Annotated in this window: 15 protein-coding genes and 2 pseudogenes; 7 read left to right on the top strand and 10 right to left on the bottom strand. The window is 68.1% G+C overall.

Annotated features, from left to right (window positions below; all coding sequences use genetic code 11):
• The first annotated feature begins 116 nt into the window (after positions 1 to 116).
• From ABTY04_RS13095 to ABTY04_RS13075, 5 genes are all read left to right on the top strand, one after another.
• On the top strand, positions 117 to 878 hold the full coding sequence (locus ABTY04_RS13095) for an isoprenyl transferase (RefSeq protein ID WP_053786242.1): 762 nt from the start codon (positions 117 to 119) through the stop codon (positions 876 to 878).
• 377 nt (positions 879 to 1,255) lie between these two features.
• Positions 1,256 to 2,572: an RNA 5'-3' helicase PhoH2 gene (gene phoH2, locus ABTY04_RS13090; protein ID WP_352213440.1), complete on the top strand. Its 1,317-nt coding sequence runs from the start codon at positions 1,256 to 1,258 to the stop codon at positions 2,570 to 2,572.
• 415 nt (positions 2,573 to 2,987) lie between these two features.
• Positions 2,988 to 3,686, top strand: coding sequence for an aggregation-promoting factor C-terminal-like domain-containing protein (locus ABTY04_RS13085; RefSeq protein ID WP_502996625.1), 699 nt, complete (start codon positions 2,988 to 2,990; stop codon positions 3,684 to 3,686).
• A gap of 101 nt (positions 3,687 to 3,787) precedes the next feature.
• Positions 3,788 to 5,155, top strand: a complete 1,368-nt coding sequence (locus tag ABTY04_RS13080; RefSeq protein WP_352213439.1) for an AI-2E family transporter — start codon at positions 3,788 to 3,790, stop codon at positions 5,153 to 5,155.
• Positions 5,139 to 5,822, top strand: coding sequence for a hypothetical protein (locus ABTY04_RS13075; protein WP_352213438.1), 684 nt, complete (start codon positions 5,139 to 5,141; stop codon positions 5,820 to 5,822). The genes ABTY04_RS13080 and ABTY04_RS13075 overlap by 17 nt, the downstream gene beginning before the upstream one ends.
• A gap of 59 nt (positions 5,823 to 5,881) precedes the next feature.
• Here the strand turns inward: ABTY04_RS13075 and ABTY04_RS13070 are convergent, their stop codons facing one another.
• Both ABTY04_RS13070 and ABTY04_RS13065 read right to left on the bottom strand, forming a co-directional pair.
• A complete protein-coding gene (locus ABTY04_RS13070; RefSeq protein ID WP_352213437.1) occupies positions 5,882 to 6,421 on the bottom strand; it encodes an alkyl hydroperoxide reductase in 540 nt (179 codons plus the stop codon).
• Between the two features lie 3 nt (positions 6,422 to 6,424).
• Entirely contained in the window at positions 6,425 to 6,979 is a 555-nt protein-coding gene (locus ABTY04_RS13065) for a peroxiredoxin (protein ID WP_352213436.1), read from the bottom strand.
• A 135-nt stretch (positions 6,980 to 7,114) separates the two neighbouring features.
• On the opposite strand from ABTY04_RS13065, the gene ABTY04_RS13060 reads away from it, so the two are divergent.
• Positions 7,115 to 8,062, top strand: a complete 948-nt coding sequence (locus ABTY04_RS13060) for a hydrogen peroxide-inducible genes activator (protein WP_352213435.1) — start codon at positions 7,115 to 7,117, stop codon at positions 8,060 to 8,062.
• 50 nt (positions 8,063 to 8,112) lie between these two features.
• Here ABTY04_RS13060 and ABTY04_RS13055 read toward each other — a convergent pair.
• The 8 genes and pseudogenes from ABTY04_RS13055 to ABTY04_RS13025 all read right to left on the bottom strand — a co-directional run.
• A pseudogene (locus tag ABTY04_RS13055) lies at positions 8,113 to 8,424 on the bottom strand (ABC transporter permease); the annotation flags it as partial.
• 155 nt (positions 8,425 to 8,579) lie between these two features.
• Positions 8,580 to 9,032 (bottom strand): hypothetical protein, encoded by a 453-nt coding sequence (locus ABTY04_RS13050; RefSeq protein WP_352213434.1) that lies wholly within the window; start codon positions 9,030 to 9,032, stop codon positions 8,580 to 8,582.
• A gap of 69 nt (positions 9,033 to 9,101) precedes the next feature.
• Entirely contained in the window at positions 9,102 to 13,058 is a 3,957-nt protein-coding gene (locus ABTY04_RS13045) for an SGNH/GDSL hydrolase family protein (protein WP_352213433.1), read from the bottom strand.
• A gap of 445 nt (positions 13,059 to 13,503) precedes the next feature.
• Positions 13,504 to 13,946, bottom strand: a pseudogene (locus ABTY04_RS41145) (transposase).
• Between the two features lie 60 nt (positions 13,947 to 14,006).
• Positions 14,007 to 14,291 carry a helix-turn-helix domain-containing protein gene (locus ABTY04_RS41140; RefSeq protein WP_502996630.1) on the bottom strand — a complete coding sequence of 95 codons (285 nt, stop codon included), beginning with the start codon at positions 14,289 to 14,291 and terminating at the stop codon, positions 14,007 to 14,009.
• A 604-nt stretch (positions 14,292 to 14,895) separates the two neighbouring features.
• Positions 14,896 to 15,384 carry a hypothetical protein gene (locus tag ABTY04_RS13035; protein WP_352213432.1) on the bottom strand — a complete coding sequence of 163 codons (489 nt, stop codon included), beginning with the start codon at positions 15,382 to 15,384 and terminating at the stop codon, positions 14,896 to 14,898.
• Between the two features lie 133 nt (positions 15,385 to 15,517).
• Positions 15,518 to 15,787 (bottom strand): type II toxin-antitoxin system antitoxin, encoded by a 270-nt coding sequence (locus tag ABTY04_RS13030; RefSeq protein ID WP_352213431.1) that lies wholly within the window; start codon positions 15,785 to 15,787, stop codon positions 15,518 to 15,520.
• Positions 15,784 to 16,692 (bottom strand): SPFH domain-containing protein, encoded by a 909-nt coding sequence (locus ABTY04_RS13025; RefSeq protein ID WP_352213430.1) that lies wholly within the window; start codon positions 16,690 to 16,692, stop codon positions 15,784 to 15,786. The genes ABTY04_RS13030 and ABTY04_RS13025 overlap by 4 nt, the downstream gene beginning before the upstream one ends.
• 233 nt (positions 16,693 to 16,925) lie before the next feature.
• On the opposite strand from ABTY04_RS13025, the gene ABTY04_RS13020 reads away from it, so the two are divergent.
• Entirely contained in the window at positions 16,926 to 19,166 is a 2,241-nt protein-coding gene (locus ABTY04_RS13020) for a transglycosylase domain-containing protein (protein WP_352213429.1), read from the top strand.
• Positions 19,167 to 19,275 lie beyond the last annotated feature (109 nt).

Genomic DNA, 19,275 nt, shown 5'->3' with positions numbered 1-19,275 from the left:
TCACGGACTTGTGACAGACCGAGTTGGGTACCCGATCCCGCCGCGCAGTAATGTGGCGGACTCGGGGGAGGGACCGGATTTCGCACGGGGGCATTGCACGGAGGGGCTGGAAGATCGTGAAGCTGCGCGACCTGGTGTACAGGCTCTACGCACGCCGGGTGGAAGGCCGCCTCGACCACGACGCGTCGCCCAAGCACATCGGCGTGATCCTGGACGGGAACCGGCGCTGGGCGAAGGCGTCCGGAGGTACGACGGAGCAAGGCCACCAGGCCGGGGCCGACAAGATCTCCGAGATGCTGGGCTGGTGCACCGAGACGGACGTCGAGGTCGTCACCCTGTGGATGCTGTCCACGGACAACCTGGATCGGCCGGAGGTCGAGCTCCGCCCGCTGCTCAACATCATCGAGAACACGGTCCGGGGCCTCGCCGCGGACGGCCGCTGGCGCGTCCACCACGTGGGCAACCTCGACATCCTGCCCGCACAGACCCAGTCCGTGCTCAAGGAGGCCGAGCAGGCCACGCACGACGTCGACGGGATACTCGTCAACGTCGCCGTGGGCTACGGCGGCCGCCAGGAGATCGCCGACGCGGTCCGCTCGCTGCTGCTGGAACACGCCGAGAAGGGCACCTCCTTCGAGGAGCTCGCCGAGATCCTCGACATCGACCACATCGCCGAGCACCTCTACACACGCGGCCAGCCCGACCCGGACCTGGTGATCCGCACCAGCGGCGAGCAGCGGCTGTCCGGATTCATGCTGTGGCAGAGCGCGCATTCCGAGTACTACTTCTGCGAGGTGTTCTGGCCGGCCTTCCGCAAGGTCGACTTCCTGCGGGCGCTGCGCGACTACGCCGCCCGCCACCGGCGCTACGGCACCTGACGGCACCGGCACTTTTCGGCACCTCGCGCGGCGCGCCCCGGACCTCCGGCGGCGCGCCGTCGCCGTACCCCGGGAGCCCCTCCGGCCCCGCCCGTCCTCCCTGCAAGGCCTTCACCAGGGATTCACCGAGCGTCCGTCATATGCCATGGCATGGCCGGGCCTGATCGGGGAATATCCCTTTCAGGTCGATGCCCGATCCACGGGTGTCGAGTCTCAGCGGACGGCATGGGGTCGTCCGCCCGGGAGGCCCTTTGCACCAGGACGCACGTGCGGTTCGCACGGACGAAGTGGGAGGGCCGGAAATCGGCCCCGGCATGGGAGCCGATGACCGGTCCGGTCTTCATGGCCCGACCTCTTCCGAGGGGGTACGTCCTTCCGTGGTGACCAGCACAAAGCGCCGCCTGCCCGACAGGCGGACCTACGTCCTCGACACCAGCGTCCTGCTGGCAGACCCCAACGCGATCTCCCGCTTCGACGAGCACGAGGTCGTGCTCCCGATCGTGGTGATCACCGAGCTGGAGGCAAAGAGGCACCATCCCGAACTCGGCTACTTCGCCCGTCAGGCCCTGCGCCTGCTCGACGACTTCCGGGTTCGCTACGGTCGCCTCGACGCTCCCATCCCGCTGGGCGATCTGGGCGGCACCCTGCGCGTCGAGCTCAACCACTCCGACCCCGGTGTCCTGCCGGCCGGCTTCCGACTGGGGGACAACGACTCGCGGATCCTCGCGGTCGCGCGCAATCTCCAGGCCGAGGGCTATGACGTCACGGTCGTCTCGAAGGATCTCCCGCTGCGCATCAAGGCCTCCTCCGTGGGGCTGCTCGCCGAGGAGTACCGGGCGGAGCTCGCGATCACCGATGCCGGCTGGACCGGCATGAGCGATCTCGCGCTGTCCGGGGAACAGGTCGACCTGCTCTACTCCGAGGAGCGGCTGTACGTACCGGAGGCGGCCGAACTGCCCGTGCACACCGGGCTGGTCCTCCAGTCCGAGCGCGGCAAGGCCCTGGGCCGGGTCACCCCGGACGGCAACGTGAGGCTCGTACGGGGCGACCGCGAGGCCTTCGGGCTGCACGGCCGCAGCGCCGAGCAGCGCATCGCCCTGGACCTGCTGCTCGACCCGGAGATCGGGATCATCTCCATGGGCGGCCGGGCCGGCACCGGAAAGTCGGCGCTGGCGCTGTGCGCGGGCCTGGAGGCGGTGCTGGAGCGGAGGCAGCATCAGAAGGTGATGGTCTTCCGGCCGCTGTACGCGGTGGGCGGCCAGGACCTCGGCTACCTGCCCGGGGACGCGTCCGAGAAGATGAGCCCCTGGGCGCAGGCGGTCTTCGACACCCTCTCTGCGGTGGCCGGGCGCGAGGTCATCGAGGAGGTGCTGAACCGGGGGATGCTGGAGGTCCTGCCGCTCACGCACATCCGCGGACGCTCGCTGCACGACGCCTTCGTGATCGTGGACGAGGCGCAGTCGCTGGAGCGCAACGTCCTTCTGACCGTTCTGTCCCGGATTGGAGCCAATTCGCGGGTTGTTCTGACCCACGATGTCGCCCAGCGGGACAATCTGCGGGTCGGGCGGTACGACGGAGTGGTCGCCGTCGTCGAGAAGCTGAAGGGGCATCCGCTCTTCGCCCACGTCACGCTCACCCGCTCCGAGCGCTCCCCGATCGCGGCACTGGTCACCGAGATGCTTGAGTCCCTGTAGCGGCGAAGGGGGTAAAACCCCCATAGCGGCAAGGTGAGTTGGCGCCGCCCGGCAAAGGTCCGAAAGCCTAGCCGGGCGGCGTCGTGCTGCACAGGTCTTTGTCGAAACCAACGGCAACATGCGAGGTGTGACCTTTCCCACGTAGCGGAGAATTGCCTTGCGGTGTCGGGGTCCGGCAGAGTCTGTTTTCCGTCAGGCCCCGCATACGGCACATCTGTATCTCCCGTGAGGTACAACCGCAGCACCACAACTCCACAGCCGTTCGCCGTATGCCGCCCGCGCACCACGCGGCAGCCCCCGCAAGGGAGTTGCCCACGGGCCCGAGCCTCCAGTGATCGCAGTACCACGGAGGCCAGTGTCGAGGGGCACTATTGCGCCCGCCCGGTCACTGCGGACGCTGCTGGAAGGACACCGTGTGAGCCGGATCTCGGTCCGGGGGTTCGCAGTGGCTTCGGCCACCGCAGTCACCACCGTCGGCGCAGTCGTGGGTGTTGCCGCAGGCGACCCCGCCTCGAACGATCTCGAGACCACCGCTTCCGGGGCGACCCTCCTCGCCGACATCCCGGTCGGCGAGCAGGCGCAGGTCCAGGACGCGTCCCTGACGCAGCAGGCCGACGCCATCGCCCAGGGCGCCGACACCGACGCCAAGCGCGTCGCCGAGGAAGCCGCCCGCATCCAGGCCGCCGAGGACGCCAAGTCCAAGAAGGCCGAGGCGCAGAAGGCTGCCGACGAGAAGGCGAAGAAGGACCGCGAGGAGAAGGAGCAGATCGCCAGCCGCTCCGCGGCCCGTGACGCCTCCGACTTCGCCGTCCAGAGCTCCTACACGGTCGCCCAGGTCAAGGACATCGCCCGGCAGATCGTCCCCGCCGGGCAGTTCCAGTGCTTCTCGAACATCATCAACGAGGAGTCCACCTGGAACTACAAGGCCGTGAACTCGTCCTCGGGCGCGTACGGTCTGGTCCAGGCGCTCCCCGGCTCGAAGATGTCCTCGGTCGCCGACGACTGGCGCACCAACCCGGCCACCCAGATCCAGTGGGGCCTCAACTACATGAACGAGCGCTACCACAGCCCGTGCGCCGCCTGGAGCTTCCACCAGGCCAACGGCTGGTACTAGCCGCCGCTCAACCTGCAGGAGCCCCGCACCGTCATACGGTGCGGGGCTCCTCGCGTGTACGGTCTTTCGAGGTGTGTCCACGGGCGGGGGAAGGGAAAGACATGACGAAGAGGGCAGGCTGGCTCGGCCGGCTCGGGCACAAGCTGAGCCGCATGGAGGCGCGGCTCAACGAGCGCCGTGCCGAGGTCGAGGCGGAGAGCATCGGCGCCGTCCCGGCCCCGGTCGCCGGCGCGGGCGCTGCTGCCGGTGCGGGGACCCCGGCAGCCACCACGCCCGCCCCCGCAGCCGGCACCTCCGCCGAGCACCCGCACCCGCCCGACCCGCGCGGGCGCCCCGACCCGGTGAGCGTCGTCCCGTGGGGAATGCGGGTCGCCGCCGAGGTCAGCTGGCGGCTCCTGCTGCTCGCCGGGATGCTCTGGGTGGTGATGAAGGTGATCAGCGAAGTCCGCCTGGTCGTCCTCGCCTTCGCCGCCGCCCTGCTCGTCACCGCGCTGCTCCAGCCCTTCGTGGTCCGGCTGCGCCGCCTCGGCCTGCCGCGCGGGCTCGCCACCGCCGTCACGGCGATCCTCGGGTTCGTGGTCATCGGCCTGGTCGGCTGGTTCGTGGTCTGGCAGGTCATGGAGAACCTCGACGACCTCTCCGCCCGGGTCCGCGACGGCATCAACGAGCTCAAGCTCTGGGCACTGGACAGTCCGTTCCACGTGACCGAGAAGCAGATCAACGACATCGCGAAGAACCTCAGCGAGACCATCGGCACCAACACCGAGCAGATCACCTCCGCCGGCCTCCAGGGCGTGACCGTCCTCGTCGAGGTGCTGACGGGGATGCTGCTCGCGATGTTCTCGACGCTGTTCCTGCTCTACGACGGCAAGCGCATCTGGACCTGGGTGCAGGGCCTGGTGCCGGCCGCCGCCCGCCCCGGGGTCGCGGGCGCCGGCCCGCGCGCCTGGCGCACGCTGACGGCGTACGTGCGCGGCACGGTGCTCGTCGCACTCATCGACGCCATCTTCATCGGTCTCGGCATCTACTTCCTCAAGGTGCCGATGGCGGTGCCGCTGGCCGTCTTCATCTTCCTGTTCGCCTTCATCCCGCTGGTCGGAGCGGTGGTCTCGGGCGCCCTCGCGGTGGTCGTCGCCCTGGTGACCCAGGGGCCGTGGACCGCGCTGATGGTGCTGGTCGTGGTGCTGGCCGTGCAGCAGATCGAGGGGCACGTGCTCCAGCCCTTCATCCTGGGCCGGGCGGTACGGGTGCACCCGCTCGCGGTGGTGCTGTCGGTGGCCGCGGGCGGCATGATCGCGGGCATCGGCGGAGCGGTGGTCGCCGTCCCGCTGGTCGCCGTCACCAACACGGTGGTCGTCTACCTGAGGGCCTACTCCCGGGAACAGCTCCTGCACGGCGCGACGCCGATGGGCCCGGGTCCGCACGGTTCGACCGTGCTGGAGCAGTCCGCACATGATCAGCGAGCCTGAGCTCGACGGGGAGTGGGACGCCGGTCCGCAGTCCGGGCCGGCGGACGGGCCGGACGCCCCGGGCGGGCGCGTACGGGGGCCGCGTACGCCCTGGTGGTGGGCGTTCGGCGGGGCGGTGCTGGCCTCGGCCGTCTGGGCGGGTGTCCTGGTAGCGCAGGATCGTTTCGACAGTGCGCCGCGCATCGCGTACCGGCACACCGAAGACCTGTGCGAGGCAGGGAGCACGGCCGCGCTCGCCAAGGCCCAGGTGAAGGTGGGCCACGGCCTGCCGCGGCACGGCGAGCGCCCCGCGCTGGACTGGTCGTACTGCACGTACAGCGGGGACTACAACGAGGGGCAGGTCACCTACGAGGTGATGGCGCTGGTCGAGCTGCACAAGAAGGCCGATCCCGGAACGGAGTTCGGCGAGGCGCCCGCTGTCGCCCGGGGCATGTTCGACGGCGCCGCCGGTCAGGTCGAGCAGGTCCCCGGGCTCGGCGCGCGGGCGGAGTTCCACGAGGCGGTGGGCGGCGGCGGGCCCCGGCTCCAGGTGCTCGACGGCGGCGCGGTGTTCACGCTCGACGTCCAGTGGTTCGGGCCCGACCCCGGCTTCGCGCCGGACGGGGATGCGATCAAGTCGGCGATGATCGAGGACATGCGCGCCCTGATGGCGGCCCTGCACGTGTGAAACGCCAGGGCCCCCGCGGCCGGGAACGGCTGCGGGGGCCCTGGTACGCGTACCGGGTGTTACTCGGCGGCGAGGGCGGCCTCGGCGTCGAGGGTGACCGCGACGGCCTGGATCACCGAGGCGATCTTGAAGGCCTCCTGGATCGTCTCGCGGTCGACGCCGGCCTTGCGCAGGACCTGCTCGTGCGAGTCCAGACACTGGCCGCAGCCGTTGACCGCGGAGACGGCGAGCGACCACAGCTCGAAGTCGACCTTCTCCACGCCCGGGTTGCCGATGACGTTCATCCGCAGACCGGCCCGCAGCGTGCCGTACTCCGGGTCGGAGAGCAGGTGGCGGGTGCGGTAGAAGACGTTGTTCATCGCCATGACCGCGGCGGCGGACTTGGCGGCGGTGTACGCCTCCGGCGACAGGGCCGCCTTCGCCTCCGGCTCCAGCTCACGCAGGACCCGCGGGGAGCGGGCGGCGATCGCGCAGGACAGGACCGTGCCCCACAGCTGCTGCTGCGAGAGCTTGTCCTGGTTGCCGATGACCGAGCCGAGGTTCAGCTTCAGGTCCTTGGCGAAGTCCGGTATGGCGGACTTGAGGGAGTCGAGGGACATCCGTCACTCACCGGCCAGCAGGGCGCCGGCGTCCAGGGTGCCCTCGCCCTTGTTCCAGTTGCAGGGGCACAGCTCGTCGGTCTGCAGGGCGTCGAGGACCCGCAGGACCTCCTTGGGGTTACGGCCCACGGAACCGGCGGTCACCATCGTGAACTGGATCTCGTTGTTCTGGTCGACGATGAACACGGCGCGCTGCGCGAAGCCGTCCTCGCCCTGCACGCCACAGGCCTGCATGAGCTCGTGCTTGGAGTCGGCCAGCATCGGGAAGGGCAGGTCACGCAGGTCGGCGTGGTCCTTGCGCCAGGCGTGGTGGACGAACTCGGAGTCGCCGGAGACGCCGAGGATCTGGGCATCGCGGTCGGCGAACTCCTCGTTCAGCTTGCCGAAGGCGGCGATCTCGGTCGGGCAGACGAAGGTGAAGTCCTTCGGCCAGAAGAACACCACGCGCCACTTGCCCTCGTAAGTCTTGTGGTCGATCTGGGCGAACTCGCTGCCGGCCTCAAGCGAGACACAAGCGGTCAGATCGTAGGTGGGGAACTTGTCACCGACAGTGAGCACGTGCTCTCCTTGCGGAATGGAAAAGAGCCCTTTTGGGGGTTTTCCGAGAGGGTTGGACGGATCTCACATGCTGACACAGCTGCATTGATTGCGGAAATAGCTAGTCTTGTGATGAGTGATCGGAGGTGCCTATCAGTGGCTGTCGGTAATAGGGGAGCGAAGCAGGCGACGCTCGCGCAGCTGCGCGCATTCGCCGCCGTCGCCGAACACCTGCACTTCCGGGACGCCGCCGCGGCCATCGGAATGAGCCAGCCGGCGCTCTCCGGCGCCGTTTCCGCGCTGGAGGAGGCCCTCGGCGTCCAGCTGCTGGAGCGCACCACCCGCAAAGTGCTGCTCTCCCCGGCGGGCGAGCGGATCGCCGCCCGGGCCCGGGCGGTCCTCGACGCCATGGGCGGACTGCTGGAGGAGGCCGAGGCGGTACGGGCGCCCTTCACCGGGATCCTGCGCCTCGGAGTGATCCCCACGGTGGCCCCCTACCTGCTGCCGACCGTGCTCGGGCTGTTCCACCGCCGCTACCCCCGGATGGACCTCCAGGTGCACGAGGAGCAGACCTCCTCGCTGCTGGAGGGGCTGGCCGGCGGACGGCTCGACCTGCTGCTGCTCGCGGTCCCGCTCGGCGTCCCCGGAGTCACCGAACTGCCCGTGTTCGACGAGGACTTCGTCCTCCTCGCGCCCCGGGAGCACCCGCTCGCCGGACGCAGGGACATCCCGCGCGAGGAACTGCGGGGACTGCAGCTGCTGTTGCTCGACGAGGGGCACTGCCTGCGCGACCAGGCCCTGGACATCTGCCGCGAGGCGGGCCGGACCGACGGGGCGGACGTCACCACGACCGCCGCCGGGCTGTCCACCCTCGTACAACTGGTCGCCGGTGGGCTGGGAGTCACGCTGTTGCCGCGCACCGCGCTGCGGCTGGAGACCGCCCGCAACGAGTACCTGTCCACCGGGTACTTCGCCGAGCCCGCGCCCTCGCGCCGCATCGCCCTCGCCATGCGGACGGGGACGGCCCGCCAGCAGGAGTTCCGGGCCATCGCGGGCGCACTGCGCGAAGCCGTGCGCCCGCTCCCGGTGTGGCCCGCCGAGTAGGCCGGCCGGGTCGGGAGCGAGCGTACGCAACGGCCTTCCGGCGTACGGAGTCACTCCGTACGCAGACCGTCCGGGCGCATCGAGCGCAGCAGCGCCGGCAGGCTGAGCAGGGTGACGGCCAGGGCCACCCCGGCGCCGATGCCCGACATTATCGCGACCGAGGACGTTGCTCATCCCCATCAGCACCGCGCCGAGCGAGAGACCGATGGCGATGCGACCAGGGCGGACAGCAGTTTCCTGCGCTCGCGCAACTGCTCCAGTTGGGAGACCAGCAGGCTGGCGCCGATCAGCACCAGCACCAGGGTGGCGCCGACGAACAGGCTGGTCCGGATCGACGCGTACTGGGTGGCGGTCCGCGTCGACCGGAGGGCCATGGCCAGGGCGAGCAGGTGCAGCGTTGAGCACTGCCCGTTTGAGGTCGAGGCGGCCCGAACCGACCGGAAGTGGACGGAGAACCGGGAACCGGTAAGGGGTTGCGGGGAAGCAACACCTTGATTCCCCGCAACCCCTCAGGTGGTCAGCGGTACAGCACGACGAGCGAGGCGAGGAGAAGCGCAGCCGAGGCTGAGAGCCCCAGGATCCGGTAGCGGCCCCACGCGGCCAGCGCGAGAAGGCATGACCACGCTCCACCTGTGATGGTGGCAGCCCACCAGCCGACGGTCGTCTGTGCGGCGAGGAGAGGGAACGGCGCCAGCAGGATCGTCGGCAGGACGACTGCGAGCCGAGGCTCGATGTCCAGCTGCTTGTAGACGATCATCAGGATGATCAGGGCAGTCGTAAGGGTGAGGGGGATGGCTGCCCAGTCCCACCAGGTCCAACAGAGGCCGTCTGTCTTCTCGCATGCCTGGTCGTTGTGATGCTTGACCCAGGAGAAGAAGTGCACAGCACCGTAGGCCAGAACCGCACCGGAGACAGCCACTCCGAACGCTCTCGGTATGACCGGCCGTGGCTCTGCATGTGGTGTGTTCATGCCTACACTCTTCCCTAATCGATGGCCGGGGCCTGAGTACATTGACTCAGGCCCCGAACCAGTTGTCTGTCACTTTCCCTGAAGCGTCTGTTCCAGGGCGTCCGCGTAGAGACGAGCCCCTGCAGGCTTCGGATGGAAGGACTGCATGGACGGCTGCGGAGCGTCGTTGTCCGCCTGCTCCCGCCCGGTCATCACGATGCCGTGAATGCTCTCAGGACTACCGCAAATGGCCTTGCCGTCGAAGTTGTTCCGCGGGTCGGAGAAAACCGCCCACGATCCGGAATCCTGAGTGGCTCCCTTCATCTCGGTGGCGAGAGTGTCGGCCAGAGTGCGTACCCAGTCGTTTTCGCCGTCCTCATAGGCACCGGGAAGACAGCCGTGGTTCTTCTCCACCAACCGCGGGTAGCCCATGAGGACGACCTTCGCGTACGGCGCCCTGGCGTGAATGGCGTTCAGTGTCTTGGCGATCTGCGTCCGCACCGAGTCGTGCAGCCACTTCGGCGCCCAGTCCTTCAGGGCACCCGTCGTACCGCCTGTCTTGCCACCGGTATCGGGATCAACATTGTCCAGCTCCGCATACGGGCACGTGGTGAGAGACGGGATCGGGATGTCGACGCACTTCCCGATGATGTCGCTGAAGCGGGCGTCGTTGCCGCCGATGCTGAGTGTCACCAGGCTGGTGTTCTGGTCCAGGTATCCGGCTTCGATCTGTGCCACCTCGCTGGACTTGCCCTTGGCGAGGATGTCGTAGGTGCGTGCTCCGGAACACGCTATGAAGTGATAGTCCATTTGCGAGTCAAGGCCGTCGGCCATGGCTCCGATCGAGTCGGAGTAGCCCGGAAGCTTTGCCTGCCTCGACCACGCCAGCTTGGAGCGGTGGCACTTGTCAATGCCCTTGTCGTTCAGCTTGTCGAAGCGGTCGGTCTCCGCGTACAGGTCCGCGCCGCCCGGTCTGGTGGCTCCTTCACCCGAGGAGTAGGAGTCGCCCATCGCGGTGACGGAGTTGGCCGGCTTGCCCGCGAGGGGCTGGAAGGCGACCGCGCCCCAGGCGATGTCCTCGTCCGCCCTGCCGTCCGCAGTCGTGTTCGACAGGTTGACCTGCGGAGTGCCGGTGAAGTGGAACACGCCGAGGCTTACCCATCCGCCGGCCCGCTGGAGCACTACCCGTTGCTTGCTGGTGCTGTCCGAGCCCTCAACGGTGTAGGTGGCCTGCCGGGTCTGGGCGCCGGTGTCGGGCAGGTGGACCAGGACTCGCGCCCAGTCGAGGCTCTGGCCGAGGGTCCATGTACCGTCGATGGTCATGTAGCCGCCAGGGCCTCCGAAGTGAGCTGCGTCGCGGGTGTGGGCGTACCAGTAGTGTCCGCCGTAGCCGGCGCCTACCTGGTGCAGGTCTGCTTTCGCTTGGTAGCGGCCCTCCGTGCCGGGGTTGAACGCGAACTGGAAGCTGCCCGCCGAGGAGACCTGGCCGCAGTCGCCCCACGTTTCGGTGCCGTCGGGGACGGAGGCGACCACTTTCGATCCGGACGGCGCGCCGGCACAGACCGGGGTACCGGTCTTGAGACGGTAGCCTCGTCCCGGCTCCGCAACCAGTGTTTGGTACTTGATGGCCTCGTGGCCGCAGGTGGAGGCGCAGTTGGCCTTCCATGTCGTGTTGGGCTGGTTCCACCAGTACTGCGCGTAGCACTCGGCGTCCGGGCAGTTGGGCGGGGTGTTCGGGCTGCAGTTGTTCTTGCTGTTGCAGAAGGTGTCGAGCGGGGGCGAGACGGCGGCGCGGTCGGCGATGGTGCTCCACCAGGCGGGCCGGAATCCGGCTGAGGAGAACCCGGACTCGCCGGGCCAGTCCTGACGGCCCGTGGTGGCGTAGGAGAAGCCGGTGTCGACGGACCAGGCGGCCCAGCCCATCACCTTTGCCTCGTACGGCCAGTCCTGTGGATGCGCCGCGTCCTTGTTCGCCTCCGCACCGTCCACGTCAGCGTTCATGAACGGGTGGCCCCAGCTCTTCTTGTAGAGCGGGTTGGCGGGGTTGTTGTACCAGCCAAGGCCCCAGTGTCCGCCGTGCTTTGATGCCTCCGACGGCGGGTTGAAGCCGAGGTTATAGTTCCATACGGCGGTGAACCAGTTCTCCACCATGGACGGGTCGTCGTTGTTGACGGTGACCTTCTGGCCGTCCGTATGGACCTCGTTCCACTTGTCGGCGAGGATCTTCATGGAGGCGGCGATGTTCGACGCGTAGTCGACAGCGACGAGCTTCTGCAGGGCCGGGGACAGGCTGGTCTCCCTGGCCCCGGTGTCCTTGTCCACCTTCTCGTGCCCCGCCAGGCGCATGCCGTCGGTGACCTGGCCGACGCCGTAGCCGCAGTCGGACTTGTCCCAGTTGATCTTCCAGTAGGCAGCCGGGTCGTTGGGGTCGGCCTTGTGGCCGTAGTAGCCATCCACGGCGGCCAGCGGGCTGCCCATCTGGCCGGGGATCGAACCCGACTCGGCCTGCCACAGGTTCGACTCCTGGGCCATGATGCCAAGGAGCACGTTGGCGGGGATCTTGCCCCCGCCGTTCAACGCCGGCGGAGGGAACAGGCCCTGCGGGTCGACGACTGCCAGGCCGGCCTGGTTGCGGTAGCCGCCCTGCCGGATGTAGTTGGAGCGCAGGTTGCCGCGCACGGCCATGTCGACGGCCCATTCGACCTGATTCGACGTCGGCTGCAACGCCTGTACCTTGACGTCGTTGCGGGAGACGGAGCACCAACGGTCGCCGTCCGTCGGATCGTTCGACACCGCGGCTGTGGCCTCGCCACTGCGCATCAGCTGGGTCTGCGTCGCGGCGGCCGCACCGAGGGACGGAGACGCCTTGGTCCCCGAGCCGTCGGCGGCTTCCTGCTGCACGCTCTGCGTGAGCTTCGTCCCGGTGACGGTAGCGGTGCTGGTGACTGTCACCAGCTCGTCACCGGCGGCGGTCGCAGCAGCCTGCGGAGCGGGTTCTTCGGTCTTGGTGAAGTCCTTGCCCGCGTTCTTGACGCGGTCCAGGCCGGCACGGATGCCGGCGGTCAGGACCGGCTCGACGGCCAGCTGACCGTGGGAGGACACGTCGGTGTCGGCCGGGGCGTTGACGTGGGTGACCCCGGTTGCCGCCGTGGCGGGGGTATTTGTGGGGTGGCCGGTGAGGAACACCCTGCCCGCCTCGCCCTGCATGAGGTCGAGGTCGCCGAGCTTGCCCGAGGCGATGGCGCCCGGCTTGCCGTGACCAGTGAACAGTTTGGCGTTCACCGTGGATTCGTCCTTGCGGTCGACGAAGGCGATTTTCCCGTCGGCGGCGGGCCGGATGTCGAACGGGACGCTGTCCGCGTCGGCGAGGTTCTTCACCGTGCCGGAGCCGTCGAGGTGGACCAGGTGGTTGCCGAGTGCGGCGACCGTGCCGTCCTTCACCGGGACCGCGCTGGTGATTTCTCCCTTCGCCGCGGCCGTGCTCGTGGTCTTCCCGGCGGTGTCCACGGTGACCACGCGCGTCCGCGTGCTCTCGGGGTCGTTCATGTTCCGGAAGGCGGTGAACGCCGCCGTGTGTGTCGTCGTGTTGCAGGACGGGTCGAAGTAGGCCAGCGACGCGGTAAACGGCAGCTTCGTCACCTGCCCCGTCGCCAGGTTGACGATGGCGGTGAACGCACCGCCCTGCATCAGGTCCGGCTTGTTCGTGAAGCTTCGGGGCGCGTAGACGACGGCGGCGTGCTCGCGGTCCATCACGCACTGGTTGCCGATCCACGAGTCCGCGGGCAGGGCCGGTTCGGCCAGGGTGGCTACGGTCTTCCACGCGTACGCCTCGCTGCTGTCGGCGACGAGGATACGCAGGCCGTCGACGTCGGCGGCGGCGGTCACCGCGCGGTCGGGACTGGTCTTCCAATCGTTGCCGAGCTTCCTGCCCGGATCCTCGACCTGGCCAGGAGATGCCGGTGGTGCGGTGGAGCCGGGGTTCCGTTTCGGCGCGGCGAAGGCGGGTGTGGCCTGGAGCAGTCCGCCGGTCAGGGCAGCGCAGGCCACAACGGCGACCAGGAATGAGCGTGTTCGTGTTCTGAATCTCAAGAGAGAGTTTCCCTAGTTTTCCTTGGAGGGTTTCCTGAGCCCTGTTGGGGCACAGGAACGGCTCGCCCACCCAGGTCGGAAGAACCCGACGGCGGGCGGGATCTTGGTAGGAGTCAGCCGGTGGCGTGGAGAAGCGCGCGGACGACGGCTCCGGCTGTCTCCGGTGGGTGCGCCCGCTCCGGAGCGGTGGCGGCGCTGGTCAGGTCGTCGCGGTAGGTGGTGAACCCCGCCGGTGATGGGATCGTCGGCGGTCCGCTCGGCACGCCTGCGAAGGAGCCTGCGGTGGCACCGGACAGGGCCGGCGATCTCGTACCTTCGCGGGCGCTGCGGCGCGTCAGCTCACGCAACTGGGCGGCTACGTTCCGAGGAAGGGAGCGCGATGTGTGAAGCGGATCTCGTCACTTCATGAACAGCTATTGATCAGAAACTCATGGGGTTCTCGTCCAGGACGTAGCGGACATGCGGTCGCCGAAGCAGCCGCGGACGATGTGCGGCTGACGCTGGCGTCTGCGGAAGAAGCGACGGGTCTCGGCGGCGAGTTCGGCCTGGTTACGGGCCCGGTGCTGCTTGGGCAGGCTGTGCTTGAGGTCAGTTTGACCAGCTCGTCAGGGTTCAGCTCGGGCGAGTACCGGGGCAGGAAGTGCAGCTCGACGTCGTCGGGGTGGGCAGCGAGCCAGTCGCGGACTTCTTGGAGCGGTGGTCGGAGTGCCCGTCGACCACGAGATGGACCTTGCGGTCGAAGTGGCCGGCGAGCCGGTCCAGGAAGCGGCACATCACCTCGGCGGTGAAGCTCTCGGCGAAGTTGACCGTGAAGTACATCCGGCCCGTGGTACTGATCGCCGACATCGCGTCCACCGAGAACCGATTGCCAGTCCGCCGCACGACGGGAGTCTTCCCCTTCTCTCCTCAGTGCGGCCGTTGACCTGGTCGGAGCGGATGCCGACCTGGTCGGCGAACAGGACCTCGCTGCCGTCCTTCTTCGCCTTCGCCCAGATCGCCGGCCAGGTCTCGTGTCGGCGGCGCACAGCCTCCGGGTCCTGCTCCACGGCCCGCTTGTCCGGACGCTGGGAAGGACAGCCCCCACCGCTTCAGGTACTTGCCCACCCCCGGTTCGGTCAGCCGCAGCCAGTACAGCCTCGCGATCAGCTCGCCCACCAGCCGCCGCGTCCACAACTGCCCGCTCAGCCCCACGTCGCAGGGCCGGTGATCGAGGACCGCCTGCCGCACAGCGGCCGCTCCGCTTCCCCGAGCAGCTGATGCACCCCGACCGGTTTGCCGCGAGGCCGCATGACCAGCGCTTCCTGCCCGCCGGCCTGCCACTTTGGCCACCACGTGTCGACCGCCTTCAGCGACCCCGAAGACCGCCGCCAGGTCCTCACGGTCCCGCCCCGCCACCAACGCGGCCGCCGCCCGCAGCCGCAGGGCCTCTTGCGCCGACGGCGACAGATCAGCCCTGTTCCGGCCACAGCCGGTTATCCCCAACAGGGCGTCCCGGATTTCGATTGGGTGCCGACGCGTTCGGGTCTGGCGATTTGAGCGGCTTAACAGGAAGGCGGGATTGGTCAGATCCCGAGCGGAATGAAGCTTGGAAGCCGATGACGAGGTTTCTTGCGCATGCGCCGATCGTCATCGTTCGGCCTCTGGAAAATTCCGGCGGCGACTCAGGTAAAAGCCCGGGTCGTCGCCGCCGAAGAATCGGTCCCGGGCTGCGCCGGGTGATACCTGCAGTGTGAGCAGCCGGGGAGGCGGTGAACCTTTGATCACCCCAAGCGCCCGGCATATTCACGGAGCACGATCAGTCGCAGGGAGGGACCATGAAAACCCGGTCGATTGCCGTCGCGCCTGAGTCGAACTTCATGATCGCCGTAAGTGTAGGGCAGACGCCTGCATTTATGACGCGCACGGGACCTGCATACTGTGTGAATTTACCCTCATCTATGGAGCAAGGGCGTGAAGTCTGATCGGGGCAGAGCTTCAGTTTCATGTACATTGCGCCGTCGCGGTTATTGTCGAAGATGGCGCAGGTGTCCACATGCCCCTCGGAATCGGTCTTCTGGTACGTGAAGACGGTTCCATAACGGCTAGCCGCATCAGGAAGTCGTGCGGAGTACGTCATGGTGTACCCAGGTCCACAGATCGTGGACCCCGCTGCGACAGCCTGCGGGGCGGCCAGCCCTATGGCGGCCGTAGTCGTGGTGGCGATGGCAATGAATCCAGCCAGCGTTTTTGAGACAGACAACGCGATTCCCCCGTGATGACTTTCGTATTTATTTACGATAGTCATCAACTGTGGCCCCCATGTAGCTGAGTGTCAACTTGTTTGGCTGGTATTGCGCTTTATGGCTGGTTGAGGGCGTCCCGCCATCGGAGGCTTCGCGACTCGTTGATAATTGTTTTGCTTTCGAGGGGATTTCCGGTTAGCCGGACGGTTTTGGAGGGCGCCCACGTGGTGGGATCGGGGCGGCGCCGCCCGGCAGGCGGCCCGCCTCGGACAGGGCCCGCCGCAGCAGGAACTCGATCTGCGCGTTGGCGCTGCGCAGTTCCTCGCCCGCCCAGCGCGCGAGGGCGTCGTACACCTGCGGGTCGAGCCGCAGCAGCACCTGCTTGCGGGCCTGGCGCCCCGCCCGCGCGGCCCGCTCCCGGCCCTGGCCCGGTTGCGGGTCCTGCGGCTCGACGGCGGGGCTCACTGGTAGAGCGTGCCCGTGTTGACGACCGGCTGGGCGGCCCGGTCGCCGCAGAGGACGACCATCAGGTTCGAGACCATGGCGGCCTTGCGCTCCGGGTCCAGGTCCACGATGTCCTCCTCGGCCAGGCGGGTCAGGGCCAGTTCGACCATGCCGACTGCGCCTTCGACGATCTGCTTTCGGGCCGCCACGACCGCCCCCGCCTGCTGGCGCTGGAGCATCGCGGAGGCGATCTCCGGAGCGTACGCGAGATGCGTGAACCGGGATTCGATGATGTGGACGCCGGCGGCCTCCACCCGCGCGTGCAGTTCGAGCGCGAGCTTCTCCGTGATCTCCTCGGCGTTGCCGCGCAGCGACAGCCCGCCCTCCTCGTGCGAGTCGTACGGGTACTCGATCGCGATGTGCCGGACCGCCGCCTCGGTCTGCGTCTCCACGAACTCGGTGAAGTCCTCCACCTCGAACGTGGCCCGCGCGGTGTCCTCCACCCGCCACACCACGACGGCCGCCAGCTCGATCGGGTTGCCGTACGCGTCGTTCACCTTCAGGACGGCCGTCTCGTGGTTGCGGACCCGGGTGGAGATGCTCTGCCGCGAAGTCAGCGGGTTGACCCAGCGGAGGCCGTCCGTACGGATCGTCCCCCGGTACCGGCCGAACAGCTGGACGACGCGAGCCTCGCCCGGAGCCACCGTGTTCAGCCCGCTCATCGCGACGACCGAGGCGAGGATCAGCAGGATACCGGGCACGATCAGGGCCGCATGGGCCGCGCCGCCGTTCGCGGCTGCGCCGAAGGCGATCAGTCCCGCACCGGCCAGCACCCCCAACAGCCCCAGCAGCAGGGCCAGTCCGCCGCCCACGCTGGTCGCCGTGAACTCCCGTACGTCTGTGGCTATTGCTGCCGGCTTCGTCATCGTCTGCCCCGATTCGGTTGGTCGCGGCCGGTCGGGCCGCCTAGCAAACTGATATCACTTTTTGAGGCCACCGCAACCCTACGGGCTTGCCGCGCGTCGGTTCCCTTGATGTGGGTGCTGATTCTCACGTCCGAATTGACCGGTATTGGCCTTGGTTGGCCAACCTTTGTCACAACCTGCGGTGTTAGCTTTCTGAGCTGACGTCGGGGGGGAAACCGAGCGGAGCGGGAGCGATGGGCCGAGCAGAAGCGCGAAAGGCGCAGCAGCGCAGTGCGCGGCGTGCGCCGCGCGGGAGCGCCACCGGGAAGGGGCAGACCGGCAAGCGGACCGGCATACGTCGCTTCTTCACATGGAAGAAGATTCTCGGCGCCTTCTTCGGGTTGATCCTGCTCATGATGGGCGGCGCGGTCGTCCTGTACTTCCTGGTGGACCCGCCGGACCCCCGTGACGACGCGGTACTCCAGAGCAACACCTACGAGTACGCCGACGGTTCGATCATGGCCCGCACGGGCAAGAAGAATCGCGAGATCGTGGCGATCGACAAGATCCCCGAGGAGGTCCAGACCGCATTCATCGCGATCGAGAACAAGTCCTTCTACGAGGACCGCGGTGTCGATGTCATGGGCGTGGCCCGCGGCCTCTTCAACACGATCCGCGGCAAGGGCACGGCCGGTGGTTCCACCATCACCCAGCAGTACGTCAAGAACTACTACCTGACCCAGGACCAGTCGGCGACCCGCAAGCTCCGGGAGCTGGTGATCGCCATCAAGGTCGACCAGCGCATGGAGAAGCCGGAGATCCTCGCCGGTTATCTGAACACCAACTTCTACGGCCGCAACGCCTACGGCATACAGGCCGCGGCCCAGGCCTTCTACGGCGTGGATGCCGACAAGCTGACGCTTGCGCAGGGCGCCTACCTCGCCGCTGTCATCCAGGCCCCGAGCCAGTACGACTGGGCGACCGCGGGCCCCAACGGCAAGCACCTGGTGATGGTCCGCTTCAATGCCGTTCTCGACAACATGGTCGAGATGGGCAAGCTGGACCCCGCCAAGCGCAAAACGATCCAGTTCCAGGAGCCCATCAAGCCCAAGCCCGCCCCGGGCATGGACGGGCAGAAGGGCTACCTGATCGAGGCCGCCAATGCCGAACTGAACGCGCACGGCATCAAGGACGACCAGATCGCGGCCGGCGGCTGGACGTTCACGCTCAACATCGACAAGAAGAAGCAGGTCGCCCTGGAGAAGGCGGTCCAGGACAAGCTGGAGTCCCAGCTCGACCGCAAGAACGTCCAGGAAAGGCCCCAGGACCAGAGCGTCCAGGCCGGCGCCACCTCAGTGGACCCCAAGACCGGCGCGATCGTGGCGATGTACGGCGGCACCGGCTTGAACGACAAGTACGAGAGCAACGCGCTGCGCAAGGACTTCCAGCCGGGCTCGACCTTCAAGCCGATCGTGCTGGCCACCGCCCTGGAGACCGGCTCAACCACCCAGGACGGCCGTAAGATCACCCCGAACACGCTCTACGACGGCACCAGCAGGCGCCCCGTCGTGGGCAGCTCGGTTCCGTTCGCCCCGCAGAACCAGGACGATCACAGCTACGGCGACCCGATGCTCACCGTCCAGGCGGCCACCAATTCCTCCGTGAACTCCGTCTACGCCCAGATGATCGTCGATGCCAAGCCGGCCAGAGTGAAGAAGCAGGCCATCGCCCTCGGGATGAAGGACCGCGACGGCTGGCCCGAGGACAAGCCTGCCATGTCCCTCGGCACCATGAGCGCCAACACGGTGGAGATGGCGGGCGTCTACGCCACCTTCGACAACCACGGCAAGAAGGTAACGCCGACGATCGTCAAGAACGCGGAGCACAAGGACGCCGAGTACAAGCCCGGCAGCTCGATCGGCAGCCAGGTCATCAGCCGGAAGACCGCCGATACTGTCACCAAGGTGCTCACCGGCGTGGTCGAGGACGGCTCGGGCAACGCCGTGAAGAGCGATGCCTACCAAGCGGCGGGCAAGACCGGCACCACCGAGTCCAACGTGGCGGCCTGGTTCACCGGGTACACCCCGGAACTGGTCACCGTCGTCGCGATGTTCGGAGAGGATCCGGCCAGCCACAAGCAGGTCACCCTGACCGGTACCGCAGGCAAGGGCCGTGCGGGCGGCTCCAGCTTCCCGGCGCAGATCTGGCACGCGTACACCCTGGCCGTCATGCAGGGCGTAAACACCGCCGAGTTCGACCTCTCCGAGGCGGACATGGGCCCCACGCAGGCCCCGACCCGCAGCGTCTCCCCGTCGACCTCGGCGAGCTCCTCCAGCCCGGGCGCGTCGAAGAGCCCGGACACCAGCAAGAGCCCGGATCCGTCGAAGAGCCCGGACCCGAGCAAGAGCCCGTCGAAGAGTCCGGACCCCAGCAAGAGCCCGGACCCGTCGAAGAGCCCGGGCCCGAGCAAGACTCCGCCGATCCCGTTGCCGTAGACCCGGCCCGCCGCCGACGACGACACGCTCCCGGGTCTCCCACACCCCGCCGATGCCGTGTTCCGAACGGTACTTCTGCAACGCCTCGTCGACCCGCCCCGCCACCCAC

The organism is Streptomyces sp. NPDC097981, from assembly GCF_040302565.1.
In the GTDB taxonomy this organism is placed as follows: Bacteria; Actinomycetota; Actinomycetes; order Streptomycetales; family Streptomycetaceae; genus Streptomyces.
Note: the sequence above shows the minus strand (reverse complement) of the source record. Positions and strands in the feature narration are given on the sequence as shown.

Excerpts from the sequence above, each read along its gene's own strand:
- ABTY04_RS13080 (WP_352213439.1), top strand. The coding sequence starts at position 3,788 with ATGACGAAGAGGGCAGGCTGGCTCGGCCGGCTCGGGCACAAGCTGAGC.
- ABTY04_RS13020 (WP_352213429.1), top strand. The coding sequence starts at position 16,926 with ATGGGCCGAGCAGAAGCGCGAAAGGCGCAGCAGCGCAGTGCGCGGCGT.
- ABTY04_RS13070 (WP_352213437.1), bottom strand. The coding sequence starts at position 6,421 with ATGTCCCTCGACTCCCTCAAGTCCGCCATACCGGACTTCGCCAAGGAC.
- ABTY04_RS13035 (WP_352213432.1), bottom strand. The coding sequence starts at position 15,384 with ATGACTATCGTAAATAAATACGAAAGTCATCACGGGGGAATCGCGTTG.
- ABTY04_RS13050 (WP_352213434.1), bottom strand. The coding sequence starts at position 9,032 with ATGAACACACCACATGCAGAGCCACGGCCGGTCATACCGAGAGCGTTC.
- ABTY04_RS13075 (WP_352213438.1), top strand. The coding sequence starts at position 5,139 with ATGATCAGCGAGCCTGAGCTCGACGGGGAGTGGGACGCCGGTCCGCAG.
- ABTY04_RS13025 (WP_352213430.1), bottom strand. The coding sequence starts at position 16,692 with ATGACGAAGCCGGCAGCAATAGCCACAGACGTACGGGAGTTCACGGCG.